At 51.1% G+C, this 20,362-nt stretch carries 16 protein-coding genes; 14 read left to right on the top strand and 2 right to left on the bottom strand.

Annotation, left to right across the window (positions count from 1 at the left end; translation table 11 throughout):
- The first annotated feature begins 215 nt into the window (after positions 1-215).
- The 14 genes from purE (at position 216) to BLQ16_RS06305 (ending at position 17,731) form a co-directional block, all read left to right on the top strand.
- Entirely contained in the window at positions 216-749 is a 534-nt protein-coding gene (gene purE / locus BLQ16_RS06370) for a 5-(carboxyamino)imidazole ribonucleotide mutase (RefSeq protein WP_091791916.1), read from the top strand.
- Positions 742-2,040 (top strand): adenylosuccinate lyase, encoded by a 1,299-nt coding sequence (purB, locus tag BLQ16_RS06365; RefSeq protein WP_091791915.1) that lies wholly within the window; start codon positions 742-744, stop codon positions 2,038-2,040. The genes purE and purB overlap by 8 nt, the downstream gene beginning before the upstream one ends.
- Before the next feature lie 22 nt (positions 2,041-2,062).
- Positions 2,063-2,779, top strand: coding sequence for a phosphoribosylaminoimidazolesuccinocarboxamide synthase (gene purC / locus BLQ16_RS06360; protein ID WP_091791914.1), 717 nt, complete (start codon positions 2,063-2,065; stop codon positions 2,777-2,779).
- Positions 2,780-2,815: 36 nt separating this feature from the next.
- Entirely contained in the window at positions 2,816-4,213 is a 1,398-nt protein-coding gene (gene purF / locus BLQ16_RS06355) for an amidophosphoribosyltransferase (protein ID WP_091791913.1), read from the top strand.
- Positions 4,210-5,247, top strand: a complete 1,038-nt coding sequence (purM, locus tag BLQ16_RS06350) for a phosphoribosylformylglycinamidine cyclo-ligase (protein ID WP_091791912.1) — start codon at positions 4,210-4,212, stop codon at positions 5,245-5,247. The genes purF and purM overlap by 4 nt, the downstream gene beginning before the upstream one ends.
- On the top strand, positions 5,244-5,855 hold the full coding sequence (purN, locus tag BLQ16_RS06345; protein ID WP_091791911.1) for a phosphoribosylglycinamide formyltransferase: 612 nt from the start codon (positions 5,244-5,246) through the stop codon (positions 5,853-5,855). Before purM ends, purN begins: the two co-directional genes overlap by 4 nt.
- Positions 5,856-5,869: 14 nt before the next feature.
- Positions 5,870-7,399: a bifunctional phosphoribosylaminoimidazolecarboxamide formyltransferase/IMP cyclohydrolase gene (gene purH, locus BLQ16_RS06340; protein ID WP_091791910.1), complete on the top strand. Its 1,530-nt coding sequence runs from the start codon at positions 5,870-5,872 to the stop codon at positions 7,397-7,399.
- Positions 7,400-7,416: 17 nt separating this feature from the next.
- Positions 7,417-8,694 carry a phosphoribosylamine--glycine ligase gene (gene purD / locus BLQ16_RS06335; protein ID WP_091791909.1) on the top strand — a complete coding sequence of 426 codons (1,278 nt, stop codon included), beginning with the start codon at positions 7,417-7,419 and terminating at the stop codon, positions 8,692-8,694.
- Between the two features lies 1 nt (position 8,695).
- Entirely contained in the window at positions 8,696-12,403 is a 3,708-nt protein-coding gene (locus BLQ16_RS06330) for a phosphoribosylformylglycinamidine synthase (RefSeq protein ID WP_091791908.1), read from the top strand.
- Positions 12,404-12,582: 179 nt separating this feature from the next.
- Positions 12,583-13,038: an ACT domain-containing protein gene (locus BLQ16_RS06325; RefSeq protein ID WP_091791907.1), complete on the top strand. Its 456-nt coding sequence runs from the start codon at positions 12,583-12,585 to the stop codon at positions 13,036-13,038.
- Between the two features lie 14 nt (positions 13,039-13,052).
- Positions 13,053-14,351 (top strand): homoserine dehydrogenase, encoded by a 1,299-nt coding sequence (locus BLQ16_RS06320; RefSeq protein WP_091791906.1) that lies wholly within the window; start codon positions 13,053-13,055, stop codon positions 14,349-14,351.
- A complete protein-coding gene (thrB, locus tag BLQ16_RS06315; RefSeq protein WP_091791905.1) occupies positions 14,348-15,277 on the top strand; it encodes a homoserine kinase in 930 nt (309 codons plus the stop codon). Before BLQ16_RS06320 ends, thrB begins: the two co-directional genes overlap by 4 nt.
- On the top strand, positions 15,268-16,521 hold the full coding sequence (locus BLQ16_RS06310; RefSeq protein WP_091791904.1) for an aspartate kinase: 1,254 nt from the start codon (positions 15,268-15,270) through the stop codon (positions 16,519-16,521). The genes thrB and BLQ16_RS06310 overlap by 10 nt, the downstream gene beginning before the upstream one ends.
- Before the next feature lie 133 nt (positions 16,522-16,654).
- Positions 16,655-17,731, top strand: a complete 1,077-nt coding sequence (locus tag BLQ16_RS06305) for a hypothetical protein (protein WP_091791903.1) — start codon at positions 16,655-16,657, stop codon at positions 17,729-17,731.
- Positions 17,732-17,835: 104 nt separating this feature from the next.
- Here the strand turns inward: BLQ16_RS06305 and BLQ16_RS06300 are convergent, their stop codons facing one another.
- Both BLQ16_RS06300 and BLQ16_RS06295 read right to left on the bottom strand, forming a co-directional pair.
- Positions 17,836-18,474, bottom strand: coding sequence for a hypothetical protein (locus tag BLQ16_RS06300; RefSeq protein WP_091791902.1), 639 nt, complete (start codon positions 18,472-18,474; stop codon positions 17,836-17,838).
- Between the two features lie 12 nt (positions 18,475-18,486).
- Complete coding sequence (locus tag BLQ16_RS06295) at positions 18,487-20,043, bottom strand: hypothetical protein (protein WP_091791901.1); 1,557 nt, start codon at positions 20,041-20,043, stop codon at positions 18,487-18,489.
- Positions 20,044-20,362 lie beyond the last annotated feature (319 nt).

Raw genomic sequence — 20,362 nt, 5'->3', positions numbered from 1 at the left:
CAGTTGAATAAACAAGCCGTCGTTTGGATATATTTTATATGCCATTAGCACGGGAAAGCATACCTAGGGTAGATTCGTCTAACCAAGTGGTATGGGCACAATTTGTGCTACACCGAAGGGATAAAAGCCCAGGCGGGTAGGTTTCCTATGACCATTGACCATAGAAACCTACCCGCTTGGGCTTTTGTTGTATGTCAAAGAAAGGGGTTTCGCATATGCAAGAAGATGTAACACCGTTGGTTGGCATTGTTATGGGCAGTGATTCTGATTTTAAAATCATGAAAAAGGCTGCTCAACAGTTGGATGAGTTTGGCATTCCGTATGAAATGTTGGTGGCCAGTGCCCATCGCAGCCCGGAAAAGGCTTTGAACTTTTCGGCGGAGGCGGCGGGGAAAGGGATGCGTGTTATCATTGCCGGTGCCGGGGCTGCAGCCCATTTGCCCGGCGTGTTGGCCGCTAAAACAATCCTGCCGGTCATCGGGGTGCCGATTAACGCAACTGCTTTAAACGGCGTTGATGCGCTATATGCCATTGTCCAGATGCCGTCCGGTATTCCGGTGGCCACGGTGGGTATTGATGGGGCCAAAAATGCCGCCATTTTAGCCGCACAAATGCTGGCCCTTTCGGATGCAGACTTGCAAGCGAAACTCCTTGCCTATAAGACGGATATGGCCGCCGGTGTTGCTAAAAAAGACGCCAAGTTGCAAGAAGCCTTGTGTCAAATGAAAGAGGAAGCTAAGAATGATTGATCGCTACAGTCAGCCTGAGATGCAGGCCATTTGGTCTGAAAAGAACAAATTCTCGATTATGCTGGAAGTTGAAGTCTTGGCCTGCGAAGCCATGGCGGAATTGGGTGAAATCCCTAAAGAAGCCGCTAAAACCATTCGCGAAAAAGCCGATTTTGACGTGGACCGCATTAAAGAAATTGAACGCGTGACCAAGCATGACCTCATTGCTTTTGTTTCCAGCGTGGCGGAATACGTCGGCGAGGACGCCAAGTACATTCACTTGGGGATGACCTCTTCAGATGTGCTGGACACCAGCTTCTCCGTTCAACTGCGCCAAGCCGGTTTGCTCATTTTAGACCGGGTGGATCGGTTGATCGAGGTCTTGAAAAAGCAGGCCGTTCGCTATAAAGACACCCTGGCCATGGGACGGACCCACGGGGTTCATGCCGAACCGGTGACCTTTGGCCTTAAGCTGGCCATGTGGTATACGGAGATGTGCCGTCAGAGAGAGCGGCTGGTACGGGCCATTGACAATGTCAGCGTTGGGGCTATTTCCGGTGCTGTGGGAACTTTTGCGAATATTGATCCGCAAATAGAAGCCTATGTCTGTGAACACCTGTCCTTAAGGCCGGAAACCGTTTCCACGCAGATTATTCAGCGCGATCATCACTTGGAATATATGATGGCGCTGGCCAATATTGCCACGTCTTTGGAAAAATTTGCTACGGAAATCCGTAATTTGCAGCGCACGGAAATCGCGGAACTACAAGAATCGTTTGCTAAAGGGCAAAAAGGGTCTTCCGCCATGCCGCATAAGCGCAACCCGATCCATTGCGAACGGGTTTGTGGCTTGGCCCGGGTTATTCGCGGCAATGTTACGCCGGCGGCGGAAAATTGCGTGACCTGGCACGAGCGGGATATTTCTCACTCATCAGTCGAACGGATCATCATGCCTGATTCCACCGCCCTGCTGTACTATATTTTGGGCATTTTCACCAATGTAGCTGAAAACCTGGTGGTGAATGAAGACCAGATGCAGGCCAATGTTGAAAAAACGCTGGGACTTGTTTTTTCGCAGCGGGTTTTGTTGGCCTTGGTGGAAAGCGGTGTTGCCAGAGATACGGCTTATCCCTGGGTCCAAGAAAACGCCATGCGTGCCTGGGATGAAAAAATTCCCTTCCATGATTTGGTGCGGCAAGATAAGCGCATTACCGAGCATTTAGATGCTACAACCATTGATAATATTTTTGACTACAGCTACCATACAAAGCGCGTCGATTTTATTTTCCGTCGTGCCGGCTTAATAGACTAAGGAATAAGAGGGGAAAAGGACCATGAAAGTACTTGAACAACTTTATGAAGGTAAGGCAAAACGCGTCTTTAAAACAGATGATGACAACTTGTACATGGTGGAGTATAAAGACGATGCCACCGCTTTTAACGGGCAGAAAAAAGGGACAATTGCTCATAAAGGGGTTCTGAACAATAAAATTTCCGGTTGGTTTTTTAAACGTTTAGCTGAAAACGGCGTTGACAACCACCTGGTGGAAGTGGTAGATGACGATCACCAGTTGGTCAAGCGGGTTGAAATCGTCAAGTTGGAAGTCATCATTCGCAATATCATTGCCGGCTCCATGGCCAAACGTTTGGGCCTGGAAGAAGGGACCGAGATCAGCGAGCCCATTATTGAGTTTTCCTATAAGGATGATGACCTTGGTGATCCGCTCATCAACCGCTATCATGCCCAGGCCATTGGTGTGGCGACCAAAGAAGAAATCGACACCATTATGGCGCAAGCCTTTAAAGTAAATGACCTGCTTTCCAAGTGGCTCGATGAAGCCAACCTGATCTTGGTGGACTTTAAGTTGGAATTTGGGCGCACACCAGACGGCAAAATCATCCTGGCCGATGAAATTTCCCCGGACACTTGCCGCTTGTGGGATAAGGATACCCGAAAGAAGTTGGATAAAGACCGTTTCCGTCAAGACTTAGGGGATGTTGCGGAAGCGTATGTGGAAGTTTGGAATCGTTTACAAAAGTTGGATAAATAAGTCAAGCATTTTTGCGCAAACAAACGGGAGGTTCTTATGGCAGTCATTGCGGCAGACGGTATTCACGAAGAATGTGGCGTTTTCGCCATCTATACGAATGATGAACAAGTGGCATCGCGGGCCTATTATGGCCTTTTCGCCTTACAGCACCGCGGTCAGGAAGCTTGCGGGATCGCCACTTCAAACCAGGGACGCATTGAATTTTACAAATCCCAAGGGCTGGTTACAGAAGTATTTAATGAAGACAATTTGTCAAACCTGCACGGCCGTTGCGGTATTGGCCATGTGCGTTATTCCAATAGTGATGGGAACGCAAATATCAATATTCAGCCCATTGTTGCGCATTATCTACAAGGGGACGTGGCCCTGGCCATGAACGGGGCACTGACCAATACGGAAAAATTACGGCAATGGTTGGCGCAGAGCGGTTCGGTTTTTCAGACCACGACTGACGCTGAGCTGGTTTGCAACCTGCTGGCCCGCTACGGACACGGTTCATTGGACGTGTCCATCAGTCAGGCCATGGCTGATTTACAAGGCTCTTACGCCTTGGTCGCTATGAATCACGATACCATTTATGCCGCGCGTGATCCTTATGGCAACCGTCCCTTGTGCATTGGCAAATTGCCGAATGGCTACTGTATTGCTTCAGAATCCTGCTCTTTGGATACCATCGGAGCAACCTTTGTGCGGGACGTTCGTCCGGGCGAAACCATTACCTTGGATGCAGACGGCATCCATAGCCGGGACTTGGCCCATCCGCCTCAGCCGGCCCATTGCGCCTTTGAATATGTCTACTTTGCCCGACCGGATTCGACCATTGACGGCATCAATGTGAACCTGTCGCGTCGTCGCATGGGCGCTATTTTAGCCCGTGAAATTGCCGATGAACTGGATGTGGATGTGGTCATTCCGGTGCCGGATTCGGGCACCAGTGCCGCCATCGGTTTTGCAGAAGCCAGTGGCATCGAATTTACGCCGGGCATTTTGAAAAATCGCTATACCGGGCGGACCTTTATTGCCCCCACGCAGGAAATGCGGGAGCAATTGGTTAAATTAAAACTCAACCCCATCCGAGAAGAGTTGGAAGGCCGCCGCATTGCTGTCGTCGATGACAGCATTGTCCGGGGCACCACGAGTAAGCGTCTTGTAGCCCTGCTGAAAGAACGTGGCGCCAAAGAAGTTCACTTCCTGGTGACCTGTCCGCCGGTGGTCAATCCGTGCTATTATGGGATTGATACTGCGGAACGGGACCGGCTGATTGCAACCAAGATGGATATTGAGGGGATTCGCACCTACATTGGTGCAGATAGTTTACATTTTTTGAGTTCTGAAGGGTTATTGGAAGCGCTGGGCGGAGAACCGCGCTTCTGCGATGCGTGCGTCGGTGGCGCCTACCATTTAGGAGTGCCCGAAGAAGGAGAAAAAAGATGAAAGATGCGATGACCTACCGCGATGCGGGCGTTGATATTAGCAAGGGGAATGAAGCGGTTGATAAAATTAAGCCTCTGGTGGCTCGGACCAAGCGGCCGGAAGTCTTGGGCGGCTTGGGGGGCTTTGGTGGACTGTTCAGAGTGCCGGAAGGGTATAAAAAACCGGTTTTGGTTAGCGGCACTGACGGTATCGGAACCAAGTTAAAAGTGGCCTTTATGTGCGGCAAGCACGATACGGTTGGGATTGATGCGGTGGCCATGTGTGTGAACGATATTTTGGTGGCCGGTGCAGAACCCCTGTTTTTCCTGGATTATGTGGCGGTTGGCAAATTAAATCCGGATCAATTGGCAGAAGTGGTGGCTGGGATTGCCGAAGGCTGTGTCCAGTCCGGCTGTGCCTTAATTGGTGGTGAGACCGCTGAAATGCCGGGCTTTTACCAGAATGATGAATACGATGTGGCCGGTTTTTCCGTGGGAATTGTGGAAGAAGACCGTCTCTTGGATGGCAGTGCCGTAGGAGAAGGCGATGTGATTTTGGGCCTGCCGTCTACCGGCCTTCACTCCAATGGGTATTCCTTGGCACGCAAAATTGCCTTTGAACGAGCCGGTAAGCAAACGGACTCTTATATTGAGGAGTTGGGGGAAAGGCTGGGCGAAGCCCTCTTGCGCCCGACGCGCATCTATGTAAAAGATGTGCTCCCGATTTTAAAGGAAAAACCGGGGGTCATCCACGCCATGGCCCACATCACCGGTGGCGGCTTGGTGGAAAATGTGCCCCGAGTCCTGCCTGAAGGGCTATCAGCAGAAATCAAGACCGAGGCTTGGCCCCGTTTGCCGATTTTTGATTGGCTGGCAAAAGAGGGACAGGTGCCGGAAGAGGATATGTGGCGCACCTTCAATATGGGGATCGGCCTAGTGCTTGTCATCGGAGCAGCGGACGCGCAAGCGGTTTGTGAGGATTTTCAGGCGCGCGATATTGCTTATTATGATATTGGCCGGATTGTCAAAGGCGATCAAAGTGTGGTGCGGGTGTGAAAAGGTTAAATTTAGTGGTCCTGGCATCCGGTCGCGGGTCGAATTTTAAAGCCATTCAGGCCAATATTGACGCCGGCCGCTTGTCGGCAGAGATTAAACTGGTGCTTTCCGATCATCTGAATGCGCCGGTTCTCACCCTAGCCAACCAAGCCCAGGTGCCGGCCCTGGCGCTGGCACCGGCGGATTATGCAGACCGGGCCGGTTTTGATGCGGCCTTATTGGCGGAAATTTGCAAGGTTGATTGTGATTTAATTGTTTTGGCAGGCTATATGCGGGTCTTGGGCGAAGCCTTTATTGAAGCAGCACCGGCTCCGATTATCAATATTCATCCGTCGCTCCTGCCCTCCTTCCCAGGGCTGCATGCCCAAGGGCAAGCGGTGGCCTACGGGGTAAAAGTCAGCGGCTGTACGGTGCATTTGGTCAACCATATTTTAGACGGTGGTGCCATCATTGCCCAACGGGCGGTGCCGGTTCTGCCGGGAGATGATGAGGACGCTTTGGCGGCGCGCATTTTACCGGTAGAACATGAATTGTACAGCGATGTGATTCAAAAAATTGCGGAGGGCAAGATTCGATTGACCGGTCAAACAGTCACCATTTTAGGGTAGAAAGGGGTTATTCCATGTCTTATGCACTCTTATCCGTTTCGGATAAAACGAACCTGATTCCTTTTGCAGAAGGGCTTATTCGCCACGGCTACTCCCTCTTGTCCACCGGCGGGACCTATCGCACCTTGCATGAGGCCGGTTTAGAGGTCAAGGCTGTTGATGACGTGACGGGATTTCCGGAAATGCTCGGCGGACGGGTCAAAACCTTACATCCGGTGATCCATGCCGGGATTTTAGCGAAAGAAACACCGGAGCATTTTGCCGAACTGATGCGCCAGCACATTCAGCCCATTGATATGGTGGTGGTCAACCTTTATCCTTTCAGGGAAACGATTGCCAAGCCGGAAGTTACGTTGGATGAGGCCATTGAAAATATTGATATTGGCGGGCCGACCATGCTGCGAGCAGCGGCCAAAAATCACGAACGGGTGACGGTTGTGGTCCGGCCGGAACAGTATAAATCAGTGCTCAAGGCCCTGGAAACGCATGGTGAAGTCCCGGCGGATATGCGGCAAAAATTAGCCTTAGAGGCCTTCCGCCACACGGCCGTATACGACAGCAGCATTTCAGCCTATTTGTCCAAAGCCTTTGCAGCGCCGGAATTTCCGGAAGAATTTGCCATTGGCGGCGAACGGAAAATGATCTTGCGCTATGGCGAAAACCCTCATCAGGAAGCGGCTTTTTATGTGTCAGACCCGACACCCGGGACCATTGCCAATGCGAAGCAGCATCAAGGCAAGGCCCTTTCTTATAATAATATTGTTGACTTGGATGCGGCTTGGCAATTGGTCAATGAATTCAGCGATGAACCGGCCTGTGCCATCATCAAGCACACCAACCCTTGCGGACTGGCCATCGGCAGCAATGTGCACGATGCTTACAGCCGCGCCTTGGCGGCTGATCCGGTATCCGCTTACGGTGGCATCATTGCCTTTAACCGACCGGTGGATGGAGCGACAGCCAAACACATTACCGAAACCTTTATGGAAGCGATTATTGCCCCGTCTTTCAGTGCTGAAGCCCTAGAGGCTTTTGCTGTTAAAGATAAGCTCCGGATATTAGAAACGGGCGTTGCCAAAGCGGATACAGCCCAATGGGTTGAGCGGGTTGGCGGCGGATTTTTGCTCCAATCCAGAGACGTTAACCCGATTGAGGCCGATCAGTTCAAATGCGTGACCAAGGTTCAACCGACGGAGGCCCAACTCCAGGACCTTATTTTTGCCTGGAAAGCGGTCAAACACGTTAAGAGCAATGCCATTGTCGTGGCCAAGGATGGGGTGACCCTAGGCGTTGGGGCCGGTCAGATGAACCGGGTCGGGTCGTGCAAAATCGCCTTTACCGAAGCGGGTCAGGAAGCGGCCGGTGCTGTTTTGGCCAGCGATGCCTTTTTCCCCTTCCGCGACAGCATTGATGAAGCGGCTAAGGCAGGCATTGTGGCGGTCATTCAGCCGGGCGGGTCCATCCGGGATGAAGAGTCAATTGCGGCTTGCGATGAAGCGGGCATTGCGATGATATTCACCGGTGTGCGACATTTTAGACATTAATGATTAGGAGGAAGAGCATGAATGTTTTGGTCGTTGGCTCCGGCGGACGGGAGCATGCCTTGGTCTGGAAATTGGCGCAAAGCCCTCAAGTGTCAAAAATTTTTGCGGCACCGGGCAATGCAGGCATGAAAAATTTGGCCACCTGTCTGCCTGTTGCTGCAGATGATATTGACGCCCTGGTGCAGGCGGCACAGGACAAGCAGGTGGACTTGACCCTTGTTGGACCGGAAAAACCCCTTACCATGGGTATTGTAGATGCCTTTGAAAAAGCCGGCCTGCCTTGTTTTGGCCCATCAAAGGCGGCGGCACGCATTGAAGGCAGCAAGGCCTTTTCAAAACAGTTGATGCAAAAATACAACATTCCCACCGCCCGCTTTGACGTATTCAGCGATTTGGCTGAGGCCAAGGCTTATGTGCATGCCTTGAATGGCCCCTGTGTGGTCAAGGCGGATGGCTTGGCGGCCGGTAAAGGCGTAATCATTTGCCCGGATGAAGAAACTGCCTATCAAGCTTTGGAAGATATGTTGTCCAATAAAGCCTTCGGTGAGGCCGGGCAAAAGGTCTTGGTGGAAGAATTCTTGCAAGGCCAGGAAGTGAGCATTCTCGCCTTTGCTGACGGTAAGCACGTGCTGCCCATGGTTTCTGCCCAGGACCATAAACGCATTTTTGACGGCGATGAAGGGCCGAATACCGGCGGCATGGGGGCTTATTCCCCGGCGCCGATTTATACGGAAGCCTTAGCTGAGGAAGTGCTCCAGACCATTATTAAGCCGACTGTTGCAGCTATGGCGCAAGAGGGCTGTCCCTTTACCGGGATTTTATACACCGGCCTTATGCTGACTGCTGACGGACCGAAGGTCTTGGAATACAATGCGCGCTTTGGTGACCCGGAAACGCAACCGGTTCTGATGCGGTTGGCGAGTGATTTGCTGGAACCGATTCAGGCCGCGCTTGCCGGTAAATTGGACCAAGTTAGCTTGACCTGGCGGCCGGAAGCAGCTGTTTGCGTTGTCTTAGCGGCAGAAAATTACCCGGCCAGCCCGCGTAAGGGCGACCCGATTAGCGGCATTGATAAGGCAGAAAATGACGAAACGGTCGTTTTTCAGGCAGGCACCCGGGAAGACGATAAGGGCCGCTTGTTGACCTCCGGCGGTCGTGTTTTAGGCGTTACCGCTTTAGGCGAGGACATTAAAAGTGCCATGGAGCATGCGTATAAGGCCGTTGCCTATATTGATTTTGACGGCATGCAATACCGTCATGATATTGGCATGAAGGCCTTGGAAGTGGAGGGCTGAAATGAGTCAACTCAAGCGCTATTTTGTCGAACGACGCGAGGGATTTCAAAGCGGCGCTGAGCACTTATGTGAGACCTTGCGACGGGATTTAAATTTAAGGGGCTTGACCGCTGTACGTCGCTTTGTCCGGTATGATTTGGATACGGTGCCGGAGACGCATGTTCGGCAGGTTATGGAAACCATCTTAAGTGAACCGTTTACAGACTGCATTTACACGGAAAGACTGCCGGAAACCGTCAAAGATGGCCATATTTTGGCAGTTGAGGCCCTCCCGGGTCAATACGACCAGCGGGCCGACTCTTGTGCTCAATGTGTCGAATTGGTCACCGGTCTGCGGCCGGTGGTGAGGACCGCCATGGTGTATGTTTTCTACGGCCAACTGACAGCAGCAGACCAAGCGGTCCTCCGCCATTACCTGATCAACCCGGTGGAAGCCCGGGAAGCCGCCTTGGACAAGCCGGACAGCCTGGAAACAAAAATTCCGCCGGTTGAGCCGGTGGCGGTTATCGATGGCTTTACCGACCTGGCAGAGGCCGATTTGCCGGCCTTTATTGATCGCTGGGGCTTGGCCATGGATGCAGCGGACGTGGCTTTTATGCAGGATTATTTTAAAAAGGAAGGCCGGAACCCGACGGAAACGGAATTGCGGGTAATTGACACCTATTGGTCCGACCACTGCCGGCATACCACCTTTAATACGCGGCTGACGGATATTGCCATTGACCGGCCGGAGGTGCAGGCTGCTTATGAAACCTATCGCGACATGCGCCGGGACGTTTACGGCGATAAAGAAGCAGACCGGCCGATTACCCTGATGGATTTGGGCACCTTGGCCGGAAAATATTTAAAGAAACATGGTTTGATTGACAAGCTTGACGAGAGCGAAGAAATTAACGCCTGCTCTGTCAAAATAGATGTGGCCACGGAAAATGGCAGTGAGCCCTGGCTCTACATGTTTAAAAATGAAACCCACAACCACCCGACGGAGATTGAACCCTTCGGTGGTGCAGCCACCTGCCTGGGCGGAGCCATTCGCGATCCGCTAAGTGGGCGCAGTTATGTGTACCAGAGCTTGCGCCTGACCGGTGCTGCCGATCCACGTAAACCCTTAGCAGAAACCCTGCCCGGTAAATTGCCGCAGCGCCGCATTTGCACCCTGGCAGCAGACGGGTTTTCGTCATACGGCAACCAGATTGGTCTGGCCACGGGCATTGTGGATGAGGTCTACCACCCGGGCTATGAAGCCAAGCGCATGGAAGTTGGGGCTGTGGTGGCCGCAGCACCGGCTGACCAAGTGGTGCGCAAGGTGCCGGAGCCGGGTAATATTGTCGTCTTAATCGGCGGCCGTACCGGACGGGACGGTTGTGGCGGTGCCACCGGCTCCTCAAAAACCCACACAGAAGAGTCTTTGGAAACTTCCGGCTCTGAAGTACAAAAGGGGAATCCGGTTGAAGAACGGAAAATTCAGCGGCTCTTCCGCAACCCGGACGTGGCGCGCGCGATTTTGCGCTGCAATGACTTTGGAGCCGGTGGTGTATCGGTGGCCATTGGTGAATTGGCCGATGGGGTTCATGTGAATTTGGACGCTGTGCCCAAGAAGTACGAAGGTTTAAACGGTACGGAATTGGCCATTTCTGAATCGCAGGAACGGATGGCTTGTGTCATCGCCCGGGAAAACTGGGACATGTTTGCCACCGCCTGTAAAAATGAAAACCTGGAAGCGACCGTTGTCGCAGAAATCACGGCGGAACCGCGGCTGGTGTTGGATTGGCAGGGACAAGCGATTGTCGATTTATCCCGGGCCTTTGTTGATTCGGCCGGTGCGCCGAAGAGCATGACCGTGCGCATTTCTGAGCCGGCCGGTGAGGCGGCTGACAAGCAGCCCTTTGCTGAGCAAGTGGCGCAAGTGGCAAGGGACCTGAATACTTGTGGGAAAATCGGCCTGACCGAGCAATTTGATGCGTCCATCGGTGCCGGCACCGTTTTATTCCCCCTGGGCGGCAAGACCCAGCGGACGCCCATTCAGACCATGGCAGGTAAAATTCCGGTATTGACCGGCGAAACCGATACCACCAGCCTCTTCGCCTACGGCTTTAACCCTTATGCCATGGCAGCCGACCCGTTTAAGGGCGCTTATGCTGCTGTGGTTGAAGCGGTGACCAAGGTTATCGCGACCGGAACAAGCAACAGGCGCATTTACCTGTCCTTACAGGAATACTTCCACAGCTTACGGACTGACCCGGAACGCTGGGGACAACCCTTTCAAGCGGTTCTCGGTGCTCTCCTGGCCCAGTATGACATGAGCGTTGCGGCCATCGGCGGGAAAGACTCGATGAGCGGCAGCTTTGAAGAACTGGACGTACCGCCGACGCTCGTCGCATTTGCGACAGCTGTTAGTGACGCCAAGCGGATCATCAGTCCGGAGTTTAAAGCGGCAGGCCATCAAGTGGCCCTCTTCCACTTACCGCAAGCAGAAGGCCGCATTGACCGTGCAGCCTTCCGTGAGGCCTGGGCGCAGTATGAGCAGGCCGTTGCCGATGGCAGCATTGTGGCTGCCTGGGCAGTCACCCATGCTGGTGTAGCGGAAGGTCTCTTTAAGATGACGCTGGGCAATCAGATTGGCGTATCCTTATCGGCAGCGGGCGTAAAGGCCGCTGAGCAGGCCCGAGTGGGCAGCATTATCCTGGAATTGGCGCAACCTTTTGCCGCAGCAGAGATCATCGGGGAAACCACGGACCGCTTTAGCCTTCAACTTCCGGAAGGGAATGTGGACATGGCGCCCTTGAGCGAGGCCTGGACAGAGACCCTTGCCGGCGTTTACCCCATTGCCGCAGACCAAGCCGGTGAAGCGGTGGTACCGCCGGTACCGACGCGCCCTGTGCTGACCCGTCGTATTCCACCGATTGCTGTGCCGCGCGCCGTGGTACCGGTATTCCCGGGCAGCAATTGTGAATATGACACGGCACGGGCATTAGAGCGGGCCGGCGCTAAGGTGGAGACCGTCTTGGTGGCCAATTTGACCCCGCGTTTATTAGACGACTCAGTCCTGCGGATGGAAGAAGCCATTCGCCGGGCGCAGATCATGGTTTTCCCGGGCGGCTTTTCTTTCGGCGATGAACCGGATGGCAGCGGAAAATACATTGCGGCCTTCTTCCGGGAACCGCGGCTGGCGGAAGCCCTTCACCGCTTCTTAGATGACCAGGACGGTTTACTCCTGGGCATTTGCAATGGTTTTCAAGCCTTGGTTAAATTGGGGCTTTTGCCACATGGCCGAATTACCCCTCCTGCAGACAATGACTGCACCCTGACCTTTAACGCCATCGGCCGCCACCAGAGCCGGTACGTGCACACCCGGATTGCTTCCAATGCCTCCCCCTGGTTGCAAGGGGTGGCCCCGGGCGATGTCCACGCCATCCCCATTTCACACGGGGAAGGACGTTTCATGACCACGCCTGAACGGCTCCGGACCTTGATGGATAAGGGGCAGATCGCTACCCAATATTGCAATGCGGCCGGTATGCCGCAAATGACCATTGCTGATAACCCCAACGGGGCCATCTGTGCCATCGAAGGGCTCATTTCAGCAGACGGCCGTATTTTAGGGAAAATGGGCCACAGTGAGCGTATTGGCAGCAATATTGCGAAAAACATACCGGGTAACAAGGACCAGCATATCTTTGAAAGCGGCGTTCGCTATTTTACTGACTAATGCCATCGGACAAGACAAGAAAAGGCCGGCTCGCCGACCTTTTCTTTTTTTGTATGCACACCATCGGTGGACTTTTTGCAGAAAAATGCGGGTAAACAGTTGACAATTCCGCGACAAATAGATACCATCTATAGGCAACGGAATAAAATCCGCACGAGAAAGACCGAGAGGGGCAGGACATGAAAGAGAACTTGTCAAATAAACGCTATATTGTCGATGAGCGTATTTTACCGGAAGCCATCTTAAAGACGGCACAAACAAAAGAACTGCTGGCAAAATTTCCGGCTTTAACCATCAATGAAGCGGTGAAGCAAATTGGGATTAGCCGCAGCGCTTTTTACAAATATCGTGATGGCGTATTTCCTTTTTATGAGGCGATTAAAGAGCGCATCATTACCTTACAAATCAACTTGGAAAATCACACCGGTGTTTTGTCTGCTTGCTTGAATGTCATCGCACAGAGCGGCGCCAGTGTTTTAACCATAAACCAGGGCATACCGACCCAAGGGATTGCCCGCGTCACCATCAGCTTTGAATCGCAAGAGGGATTTTCAAATTTGGAAGACTTGCTCGAAGCGCTGTATGATGTTGACCGGGTGCTCAGTGTCGAACTGGTTGGACAGAATAATTTATAATGAGGTCGATAACGATGAAAACAATTCATGTGGCTTTATTGGGCTTGGGTACGGTTGGCAGCGGCACCTTTGAAGTGATTATGGAGCGGCAGAAAGATGTGTTTGTCCATAAGGTCGGCGCTGATATTTTGGTTAAGACCATTTTGGTGCGCCATCCGGATAAATATCGGTCAGTCGTTCCTGACGGTGTGCAATTAACGGCAGATATTAATGATGTTTTAAATGATCCGGCCATTGATATTGTGGTTGAGGTGATGGGCGGTATTGAACCGGCCAAAACATATATTTTACAGGCGCTGGCTGCCGGTAAGAGCGTTGTCAGTGCTAATAAAGATTTGATTGCTGTTGCCGGCCGAGAAATTTACGCTGCAGCGGCCAAAGCCGGCAAAGACTTTATGTTTGAAGCAGCGGCCATGGGGGCCATTCCTATTGTACACCCCTTAATGGAAGGCTTATCTGCCAATCATATCCAGGAAATTGTCGGCATTATGAACGGCACGACAAATTATATTCTCTCTAAAATGGCTGCTGAAGGCTGGAGTTATGATCAGGCGCTGACAGAAGCAACGCGGTTGGGGTATGCGGAAGCAGACCCGACTGCGGATGTGGAAGGCTACGATGCCGGTCGTAAGGTGGCCATATTGGCGAACTTGGCCTTCCATTGCCCGGCTGTTTTTGATGATGTTTACATTGAGGGCATTACCAAGGTCAGCGCTGTGGACATTGCTTTTGCAAGCCGGTTTGGCTATGTAATCAAACTTTTGGGCATTGCCGATCAGCAGGAAGATGGTGTGGCGTTGCGGGTTTACCCGGCATTGATTGATAAAAGCCATCCCCTGGCCAGCGTGAACGACAGCTTCAACGCTGCTTTTGTGCGCGGTGATGCAGTTGATGAGGCCATGTTTTATGGCCGTGGTGCCGGGAAATTACCGACGGCCAGTGCAGTGGTCGGGGATGTCATTGATATTGCGCGCAATATTGTCTGTGGTTGTGAAGGTCGGTTGGGAGATAATACCTTTGCCTCCTGTCATTTTTTACCGATTGACGAGGTCAAGAGCTCTTTCTTTGTACGGCTGTCAGTTAAAGACACCAGCGGCGTTTTGGCTCAAATCGGCCAGGCTTTCGGCGATGCCGATGTGAGCATTGCCCAGGTTGTCCAAGACACCATCGCAGACAGTGATTTGGCGGACTTGGTTATTATTACGCATGCCGTTAAAGAACGCAATTTCCGTCGGGCCCTGGCGGCTGTTTTGGCCACCGACGTGGTGCAGGCAGAGGAAAGTGTGATTCGCGTTTACGGTGATGTGCGATGAGTGAGACCTACCGGCTTCGCGTTCCTGGCACAAGTGCCAATCTGGGGCCGGGCTTTGATGCGGCGGGTTTAGCCCTCGGCTTATACAACGATTTATTGGTGAGGCCCACTGGAGGGGCAGCCATCAGCCTGGCAGTTGAGGGCGAGGGAGCGGATAGTCTTGATCCGCAGGATAACTTGATTATTGAGGCCTATCGCCGGGCATTTGAACTTTTACAGAAGCCGGCACCGGGGGTTCGCCTGGAGAGCTTTAACCGCATTCCTTTGGCACGCGGCATTGGGTCAAGCTCTGCGGCCATTGTGGCCGGCATTGCGGCGGCGCAAGTGGTCAGCGCCGGTGCGCTGAGTTTGGCGACTGCCATCGACTTGGCAAGCGCCATGGACGGTCATCCGGATAATGTGCTTCCGGCCTTGGTCGGCGGTATTTGCGTGGCCTGCCGGGATCAGGAGGGGCATGTCTATTGGCACCGCATTGACCCGCCGCAGGGTTTGTATGCCATGGTTCTTATTCCGGATTATCCTCTGCCGACGGGCAAGGCCCGCCAAGCCATGCCGGAGGCGTACAGTCGCGAAGAGGCGGTGTACAACATCGGCCATTACGGCCTGGCTGTAGCGGCCTTCATGAGTGAAAATTTGGCCTTGCTGAAAGAAGCCTTAAAGGATCGGCTGCATGAGCCCTATCGCCTGCCTTTGATGCCCGGCATGGCGCGGATGCGTGAGCTGGCGCTTGACGCTGGGGCGCTGGCGGCGCCGGTCAGTGGCGCCGGCAGCACGATGCTTGTTTTAAGCGATAAGCCTTTGGCTGCAGCGCCTTTTATGGCCCAGGCTGCTGAAGAGAAAATAAAGCTGCAAGCACTCAAGGTGCCGATTATCGCCCAGGGCGTGCAGCGTACAGATACAGAAACGGAGATGGTATTATGGCCTTAATTGTCCAAAAATACGGCGGGACGTCTGTCAAAGACACGGACCGCATCAAAATTGTTGCAGAACATGTTGCCCAAACGGCAGAAAACGGAAACGACGTTATTGTTGTTGTTTCAGCACCGGCAGGTTTTACCGATGACCTGACCCAACGTGCCGCCCGCATTTCCGATGACCCGTCACCGCGGGAAATGGACATGCTGTTGTCAACCGGGGAACAAATTTCCATCGCCCTGCTGGCGATGGCCTTACAAGAACTGGGCCATGACGCCATCTCGCTTACCGGCGGACAGATGCGGATTTTCACCGACCATGCCCATACCAAGGCGCGCATTCAATACATTGATTTGGACCGCGTGAAAGATGAGTTGGGCAATGGGCGGATTGTCATCGTTGCCGGTTTTCAGGGACGGACCCAGGAGCATGAAATTACCACCTTGGGCAGAGGTGGCTCAGATACGACAGCCGTTGCCATAGCAGCAGCCCTATCGGCGGATTTGTGTGAGATTTATACAGATGTGGACGGCATTTATACAGCCGATCCGCGGGTGGTGAAAAATCCGTCCAAGTTGAGTAAGATATCCTACGATGAAATGTTGGAGTTGGCCAGCTTAGGGGCCAAGGTGCTTCATCCGCGTTCCGTTGAAATGGCCAAAACCCACGATGTACCCTTGGCCGTACGATCCAGCTATGACACACAGACAGGAGGGACCCTAGTCGTGAAAACAGAAGCCTTAGAAAAAGAGTACCCGGTTACCGGTCTGGCATGTGACCAGAATGCAGCGGAAATTGTCATTTACGGCGTAGACGATCGTCCCGGTATCGCTGCGATGATTTTTAACGCCCTGGCAGATGAAAATGTCAACGTTGACCTGATCATTCAAAGTGGTGTCCAGAATGCCAAAAACGACATCGCCTTCACAGTTCCGCAAAATGAATTGAAGAAAACCCGCCGCATCATCAACAGCTTAAAAGATGATGTGCTCTATGAACGGGTCACCTTTGACGATAAGGTCATGAAAATCTCCGCCGTCGGGTCCGGTATGGTCACCGGCCGTGGCATTGCGGCAACCATGTTCCGCGTGTTTTATGAAAATGGTGTCAACATTGACATGATCGGCACCTCAGAAATAAAAATCTCCTGCATCATCCGCGATGAAGAAGGCCGTAAAGAAAAGCTCATGCAAGCCCTGCACGATGCTTTCGGGCTCGAGTCCATCGGTGAAAATGAAGACAGAAAAAGCGAATAATGCCGGTCCGGCCCCCTTATCCAGGGGGCTTCTTTTATAAAGAAATTAAATATTTGGCAAAAATAAAGGGGACGAATGCAGCAAATAATGCTATACTGTCAACAAGGAATTGTTGTGCAGAAAGGTGAGAACTATGTGGAAAGACTGGATCAAAGACAATAAAGGCCTTCTTGTGCTCTGCTGTGCCCTGACCCTTCTCATAGCTGTGGCAGTTGTTGCCTTGGCTTCGCCAGGCGGTTTAAAGCAATTGCCACAGGCAAGTAAAATCCGTCAAGATATGCCGCGGTTTGAAACCGTTCATGGCAAGGGGGGGACCGTGCTGACGCTGGAAGCCGTTCCGTTTTCTTCATCGCAGCCCTTCATCAATCCGGAGTATTCTAATTTTGGCCTTTTAGACCACAATCATTTATATATTTATGACGATGCGGATTTGTCTGTTTTCAAACGGAAGGTAAGCGAAAAAAATGAAGCCTGGGCGCTTGACAAAAGCTATTTGTCAGAAGGCAAATGGCAGTCCTCCAGCACCATTACCGATATCAGCGGTAAGTCGCCCTTTCTACTGATTGAAACGTTTGATGAAGCAGATGCTGCTTTCTTTATTGATAAAAATGTCTCACAAGTCCCCTGGGACTCCGGCCGCCTACTTGAAAAAGCCGTGCTCATGTCTCATACGCGCAAGGGCCTTTCTTTTGCCGATAATACAGCCGTGCAGCGCTTTGAACTTGATGATGCAGGCTTAATTGTTAGCCAGGAGCCGCTGAGCCTGCAAGGCCTTCAAACCGATAAAACCAAAGGCCATGTGCAAGTTAGGGACGTGGTCACCGCCTATTATGATGACCAGAAAGGAATCCATCTGGTGGCGGAAGCAGACGACAAAATTTGGGTGCTTAGCTATAAACCGAATGGCGACCTGGTTCAGCAAACCTCCATGCCTGCGAAAAAATTCGGCGCCCCGAAAAGCATCACCCCGGTTAAAGGCGGTGTTGTTTTAGCCGCCAGCAGCGGTTTGACCGTCATTCGCAATGATGGTGCCGTAGACGTCTTTGACGCACGAAGCCTTATTGAACGGGACAGCGCCCGGATGCCCGCTTACGTCATTGGCTTTGACGTTGACAAAGACAGCCCCTACCTGTGCGTCGCCGCAAAAATCTCCGACCGTTCACCCACGCAATTTTATATTGCCAAAGCACAAGTAAAAATAGGTAAATAAAAAATAAGCGTTTCAAACTTAAGGGGTTGAAACGCTTATTTTCTATAGTTGCTGGCCCTAGGGCAGTTCATTTGCTAACTTTCCATGTTCTTAGACGAAAAGCTTTATCGGGGAGGAGAAATCTTTATAAACGTAGCTATATGTTCGGTACCGTTAGTTGTTGTCCCCAGTAGTGCAGCAGCTTTTGATTGAGTGTAGTAAGCATAGCCATTGTAACCGTTGACTACATTAACAGCACTTGTCGGACCGCAATTGTAAAGTGTGCTTTGATATTCATAGGGCATAAGTAAATATTTATCTTCCCAATCGCCGATGGCAAATAAATTTTTGTCGCCAGGCAGCGATGCTTTTTCAGGCATCGAGGCCAGACGTTCTTTTGCCATACGTGTGGACTCCATCCGCATATTTTGTGATTCGGGTGAGAGGTAATCGGTATCTTCCGGGTAGACCTCGGCATAAAGTTTGTTTTCAATCGTCATTAACTGTTCAAGCGAGATCTTATCACTGTAGTAGGCTGTATAAGCTTTACCCAGTTCAATGAGCATTTGGTCTGACTTTTTATTTAATGCAATTTCCCAATCTGTTAGCGGTTCACACCCTGAGTTTACTTGGGGATCCCAATGACCGGATTGTTCAACCGGTTGTTCATCAATACCATTCTCTTCAGAAGCATATAAGGTACTTGGAAGTAAAAAACAAAGCATTGCTAATAGTAAACAGGGTGGTAAATATTTTTTCAACATAGTAAAACCTCCTTAGTTGGTTAGTGTGTAAAGCATAAAATATGGACGCTTATCTTGACGGTACTGCACTAAATAGGTGTTCTCCAGCCTTGTAGGACTAATGTGGCGGGGAACCCCATCATTTATACCGTAAGGCTCATATTGCAAAATTTCTCCCCGCGCGTTTTTGGCGCGGTAGACGACCCCTTCAGAGAGAGAAACAATTGGCATATCGTAAGGTTTGCTGATGGCTTCGAGATCAACTGTCATGCGATCCTTTCCTAAAAGAACCGGAAGGGAAACAATGGTGCTGTCTTCGCACATTGGCAGGCTGCGGTCTATTTTCCCGACCCATTTTTTATGGGCTAGGTCATAGACCCAAATTTCTCCGCTGATGAGCTTGCCGCTGGCTTCGTCAATGAGAAAGTTTTCGCCTTGGGGTTTGTGCCGTAGGATTAAATAATCGCCGTTTAAATGAGGTGCTAAAAAATTACTGCCCTTGAACAGCCGTTCTGTTGTACCTACCTTTAGATCGTAGGCGTACAGAGCGCCATACTCCCGCATCCTTTCCAGGAGTAAGGTTTTTGTCCAAACCGCCATGTCATTATTGAGGGCTAGGGCCATTGTGCCGTTTGGGTAGGCCGTGAGGGATAGACTGTCCAATACGGTTTTTTCTTGTGTTTTATGGTCGTAGAGGCGGACCTCTAAGCTGTTTGTCGCATCGTTAAAATAAAGGTAAAAAATATTGTTTTCAGTGAAACAGATATTCCTGAGAATGTATTCTCCATAGGGAATATTTTTCAGATGGTTAAAAGAGGCTTCTTCTACACAGATTACCGGGCCGTTTCCATGGCGTTTCTTGGTGTAAAGATACCAGTTTTGCGGTGCTTTGGACAAGGTTTCCGGTATTTCAATCCATGATAGGTCCTCCTTGCCAATATTATAGGTGCTAATAATGTAGCCCTTGTGCTGTGGCCTTAAAAGGGTGTCCTCAGATGTTTTGACAGATACAATCCATCCTTCTTCCAGCCTTTCCTCAAAGACGGTTTGGCCATTTTCCAATACAGTGGCCGGTGTGCATGTGGCAGGGATATTCTCCAGTAGGGTTTCTTCAACCATGAGCGGGGTATCCACATATCTAAAGGGTTTGACCTGCTCAAATTGATAATAATCAAAACGAACCCGGGCCTGAGCCTTTGGTGCATCCCATTCAACGGTGCCAAACTGATCCATTAAACTACGCAAGGGGAAGTACAATTGTTTCTTGTAGCTGCGTACTGGTGATGTCAGTGTCTGCTGGGTATTGTTTAAGCGGTAGTGGGCATCGTTCAATTGTCCAGTGATGATAATGTTTCTGTTTTCGTTGGCCAGCTCATACCGGTTTCCCTCTTGATGGAGCGACAAGAAAAAGGTCTTTTTCAACAAATTTTCCGAAATAAAAATACGGTTTTGATCAATCAAGAAGTCTTCTTTTGTGCTATCTTGCAGAATAGTGCCGTTCACATCAAGGGAAGCGGCTTCCGCAGCTGATGGTTGAATGAAGATACAGAAAAGGCCGGTCAAGAGTAAAAGTAAAATTTTGTCTTTCATAAGGGATCCCTCCTTAACACCTTATCTTGCTTTGATGTGGACTGGCTTGCATTTGTGGTCGGTGCGCTGGGAATAAAATCATACAATAATTATTACAAGGTTATTTTACCACATAAGAACTAAAAAGCATAGATTATATCAAAAAAAGCAGCCTTTTTGCAAAAAGCGACAAAAGAACAGAAAAACTAGAAAAAAGTCTTACAGAAGCTTGACAATCGAAAAAGATGATGGTATTATAAACAAGCTGTCGCAAGTGGCAGCTCTTTGACAATTAAACAGCCAGACAAGCGTACGAATTAAGTGAACATGAGCTAGAGCT

Source organism: Peptococcus niger, from assembly GCF_900101835.1.
GTDB classification, from domain to species: Bacteria; Bacillota; Peptococcia; order Peptococcales; family Peptococcaceae; genus Peptococcus; species Peptococcus niger.
Note: the sequence above shows the minus strand (reverse complement) of the source record. Positions and strands in the feature narration are given on the sequence as shown.

Excerpts from the sequence above, each read along its gene's own strand:
- BLQ16_RS06330 (WP_091791908.1), top strand. The coding sequence starts at position 8,696 with ATGAGTCAACTCAAGCGCTATTTTGTCGAACGACGCGAGGGATTTCAA.
- BLQ16_RS06295 (WP_091791901.1), bottom strand. The coding sequence starts at position 20,043 with ATGAAAGACAAAATTTTACTTTTACTCTTGACCGGCCTTTTCTGTATC.
- purH (WP_091791910.1), top strand. The coding sequence starts at position 5,870 with ATGTCTTATGCACTCTTATCCGTTTCGGATAAAACGAACCTGATTCCT.
- thrB (WP_091791905.1), top strand. The coding sequence starts at position 14,348 with ATGAGTGAGACCTACCGGCTTCGCGTTCCTGGCACAAGTGCCAATCTG.
- purF (WP_091791913.1), top strand. The coding sequence starts at position 2,816 with ATGGCAGTCATTGCGGCAGACGGTATTCACGAAGAATGTGGCGTTTTC.
- purC (WP_091791914.1), top strand. The coding sequence starts at position 2,063 with ATGAAAGTACTTGAACAACTTTATGAAGGTAAGGCAAAACGCGTCTTT.
- purE (WP_091791916.1), top strand. The coding sequence starts at position 216 with ATGCAAGAAGATGTAACACCGTTGGTTGGCATTGTTATGGGCAGTGAT.
- BLQ16_RS06310 (WP_091791904.1), top strand. The coding sequence starts at position 15,268 with ATGGCCTTAATTGTCCAAAAATACGGCGGGACGTCTGTCAAAGACACG.
- BLQ16_RS06300 (WP_091791902.1), bottom strand. The coding sequence starts at position 18,474 with ATGTTGAAAAAATATTTACCACCCTGTTTACTATTAGCAATGCTTTGT.
- BLQ16_RS06305 (WP_091791903.1), top strand. The coding sequence starts at position 16,655 with ATGTGGAAAGACTGGATCAAAGACAATAAAGGCCTTCTTGTGCTCTGC.
- BLQ16_RS06320 (WP_091791906.1), top strand. The coding sequence starts at position 13,053 with ATGAAAACAATTCATGTGGCTTTATTGGGCTTGGGTACGGTTGGCAGC.
- purM (WP_091791912.1), top strand. The coding sequence starts at position 4,210 with ATGAAAGATGCGATGACCTACCGCGATGCGGGCGTTGATATTAGCAAG.
- purB (WP_091791915.1), top strand. The coding sequence starts at position 742 with ATGATTGATCGCTACAGTCAGCCTGAGATGCAGGCCATTTGGTCTGAA.
- purD (WP_091791909.1), top strand. The coding sequence starts at position 7,417 with ATGAATGTTTTGGTCGTTGGCTCCGGCGGACGGGAGCATGCCTTGGTC.
- BLQ16_RS06325 (WP_091791907.1), top strand. The coding sequence starts at position 12,583 with ATGAAAGAGAACTTGTCAAATAAACGCTATATTGTCGATGAGCGTATT.